Here is a 2,958-nt window from a genome sequence, read left to right on the forward strand (position 1 = left end):
GCGCGAATGGAAATTCCCATGAGCTGTATCAATCACATCGAAAAAATAACGCTGAATCCACTTGGCTTCCTTCTCGAATGAAGCGTTCATGTCGGCGTCTTAATCCACTCGCCAAGGAGCTTTTTATGAGTCACACATTGACGCCCACACAACACGCTGTTTTGTCCCACGCCATCGATCACCGCGAGGGTCGCGTCGACTGGTTTCCAGGCCACATCAAAGGCGGCGCGCGTAAGAAAGTGCTGATCGGCCTGATGCAGCGAAACCTGATCCACGCAGAGGGAGAAGCATGGCATGTCGATGACGCCGCCTACGAGGCGCTGGGACGCGCCAAGCCAAGTCCTATAGAGCCCGGACCAGACTCCCTCGACACAGAGCGGGACGAGGCCCAAGCAGAGCCACTGCGCCAGCCAGCCCGCCTCCGCGCTAACAGTAAGCAGGCCCTTGTTATCCAGATGCTGGAGCGCCCGGAAGGAGCCACCATCGACCAACTCAGCCATGCCACAGGATGGCAAAAGCACACGGTGCGCGGAACGCTATCCGGGGCGCTGAAAAAGAAGCTGGGACTCAACGTGATCTCAGAGAAATCCGCAGATGGCGAGCGCATTTATCGCATCGCAAAAACCGATCACCCATAACGCTCTAAATCACTTGCTAAGCCGGCGCTATGAAGCGTTCATAGCGCCACACGAACCACCCAAAAGGAGCGAAAAAATGGGCACCTGGAGCCAACCCAACACCGAAGAAAAAGCCGCCAAACTGGAACGCCTGATGGCCAAGCCGCTGCTGAAGAAAGACGCCAGCGACATGCTTTACCACCTGACCGGCGACGACGACCTTTTTGATTTTTTTGAAGAGTTTGAGGAGGACGCGGATGTCCGCCTCCTGGTGCGCTTTCACCTTGAGCGGGCGCTGGACAACCTGCACCTCTCCTACGTGACCTGGGACGAGGCGGCCATCGCCATCTGCAAGCGCATCATCGAAGCCTGACCTAAGCAACTACCCGGCGGCGCAACGCAGCCGCCTCACCACAAAAAAGGAGAAGCCCTAATGGAAACCATCCACCAACCACACACCGAAGAAAAAGCCCTAGCTCTGACGCGCCTGATGTCGGAACCGCTCCCCAAGCGCGAGGCGATCACCAAGCTGCATGGGTTGCTGATAGATGAGCGTCTTGCCTGCTACCTGGGCAAACTTGAGGAAGACGAAGACGCCCGGTTATTGATTCGGTTTCATCTCCTCGGCCTGCTATCGGACGCTAGCCGCCTTATCGCCCCCTGGGAGGACATCGCCTTAAAGCTGTGTTGGCGGCTGATTGATCGCCCCTCCTGAACGCCTACAGCCGGCCTCGTCGCCGGCTTTTTTCGTTCGCCGCCCCTGACGCAAAAAACCTCGCTTATCCCTCCAGATTCAACTTGGCTTTCCGCTCACATGAAGCGTTACTAGGGGCGTCAACATTAACGACGCAACACAAGGAGAAAGACAGTGAAAACCATGACCCTCACCATCACCCGAACCCCTCGCACCCTCATCGTTGGCGGCATCAGCATTGAGGTGGAGGAGCTGGGCGTCCGTTTGCCCTTCGCCAGGAAGCCGGTCGATCTGAGCGAGGTCGGCGGTTACGGACAACACAGGATCTACGTTACCGAAACCCGGGAAATGACGACGATTGAGTTTGACGTGTTCACCAACCACCTCAGCGCACGTCGGGATTGGCTGCGCGGCAAAGGGGGAAGCGTTCATGGCGGTGAGCTTTGCATCGAAGTCACCGCCCCGGGCCGCCCCTACCTCTACATCAACCCCGATCATGGAGACTACCCTCGCTACGTCGCCAGACTTGGGTAGCGATTAATCCAAACGGAAGCCGAGGATTAACTTGGCTTCCCGCTCATATGAAGCGTTACTAGGGACGCCAAGAAACAATCAAAAGGAATTCAAAAATGGAACATTCAACACCCATACCCACCACCCAAAACGTCGCCTGGGGCTTCTTCGGAACGATGAATGAGGAGGCCAATGTCGCTTGGCCTCTAGCCATGACAGCCATTTCGAACGCGACGGGGCAACCGCTTGAATCCATCCGAAACTTTTTGGATAGCCGCTACGGAAGACGCTTTGCGGATGAGCTTCGAGGCAATCAACTAACGGAGCTTACCCTTGAGGCCGCCATTGATGCAACCACCCAAAGCTGGATGAAACGCACCATAGGGCGAGTCACCAGCGTACAGCGCGGCATCCCTTACGGGTTGCCTGAGCTGGTCGGGTATGTCATTCATTGCGAGGCAGTCGAGGCCTGATCGCCAAAGGCCGTCCCATCACTCTTGCGGACGGCTTTTTCTCCTGTCCAATCCTGCCAACGGCGCACGATTACATCCACGTACTTGGGATCAAGCTCGATCAGACGCGCGACGCGTCCGGACTTTTCCGCTGCGATCAATGTGGAGCCTGAACCGCCAAATGGGTCAAGCACCATATCGCCCGGCCGGCTGGAATTGCGGATGGCGCGCTCCACCAGTTCCACCGGCTTCATGGTGGGATGCAGGTCGTTTTTCGCCGGCTTTTTAATTTGCCATACGTCGCCTTGATCGCGATCGCCGCACCAGTGTCGGCGTGCGCCTTCCGGCCAGCCGTACAGAATCGGCTCGTATTGGCGCTGGTAGTCTGAACGTCCCAGCGTGAAGGTGTTCTTGGCCCAGATGATGAACGTCGACCATTTGCCTCCCGCTTCCCGAAACGCCGCCTGCAGGGTGTCCAGCTCGCTGGAGGACATAGCGATGTAGATTGCGCCCCGACAATGTGCAAGGGTTGGGCTCAACGCCGCCAACAAGAAGTCGTAAAAGCCGTCGCCGAGATTGTCGTTTAAGATCGCGCGATTCTTGCCGCGCAGCTTGTCTTTGGCGCTGTTCGCGTAATTCACGTTATAGGGAGGATCGGTAAACACCATATCCGCCTGCTTCC

6 protein-coding genes are annotated in these 2,958 nt (G+C 57.0%); 5 read left to right on the plus strand and 1 reads right to left on the minus strand.

The features are described from left to right. The first annotated feature begins 125 nt into the window (after positions 1-125). The 5 genes from KP814_RS32140 to KP814_RS32160 all read left to right on the plus strand — a co-directional run bounded on the left by KP814_RS32140 (position 126) and on the right by KP814_RS32160 (position 2,297). Positions 126-638: a DUF3489 domain-containing protein gene (locus KP814_RS32140; RefSeq protein ID WP_216740607.1), complete on the plus strand. Its 513-nt coding sequence runs from the start codon at positions 126-128 to the stop codon at positions 636-638. 76 nt (positions 639-714) lie between these two features. Beyond that, positions 715-990 carry a hypothetical protein gene (locus KP814_RS32145; RefSeq protein ID WP_216740608.1) on the plus strand — a complete coding sequence of 92 codons (276 nt, stop codon included), beginning with the start codon at positions 715-717 and terminating at the stop codon, positions 988-990. A gap of 60 nt (positions 991-1,050) precedes the next feature. Further along, positions 1,051-1,332 carry a hypothetical protein gene (locus tag KP814_RS32150; RefSeq protein ID WP_216740609.1) on the plus strand — a complete coding sequence of 94 codons (282 nt, stop codon included), beginning with the start codon at positions 1,051-1,053 and terminating at the stop codon, positions 1,330-1,332. Positions 1,333-1,494: 162 nt separating this feature from the next. Then, a complete protein-coding gene (locus tag KP814_RS32155; protein ID WP_253938803.1) occupies positions 1,495-1,845 on the plus strand; it encodes a hypothetical protein in 351 nt (116 codons plus the stop codon). Between the two features lie 95 nt (positions 1,846-1,940). After that, the gene (locus tag KP814_RS32160; RefSeq protein WP_216740611.1) at positions 1,941-2,297 is read left to right on the plus strand and encodes a hypothetical protein; all 357 of its coding nucleotides are present in this window, start codon (positions 1,941-1,943) and stop codon (positions 2,295-2,297) included. Here KP814_RS32160 and KP814_RS32165 read toward each other — a convergent pair. Beyond that, the coding region (locus KP814_RS32165) for a site-specific DNA-methyltransferase (protein ID WP_216740612.1) at positions 2,273-2,958 on the minus strand (686 nt) is incomplete at its 5' end. The two genes, KP814_RS32160 and KP814_RS32165, sit on opposite strands and share 25 nt — an antisense overlap.

The organism is Hahella sp. HN01 (genome assembly GCF_018986435.1).
Taxonomy (GTDB): Bacteria; Pseudomonadota; Gammaproteobacteria; order Pseudomonadales; family Oleiphilaceae; genus Hahella.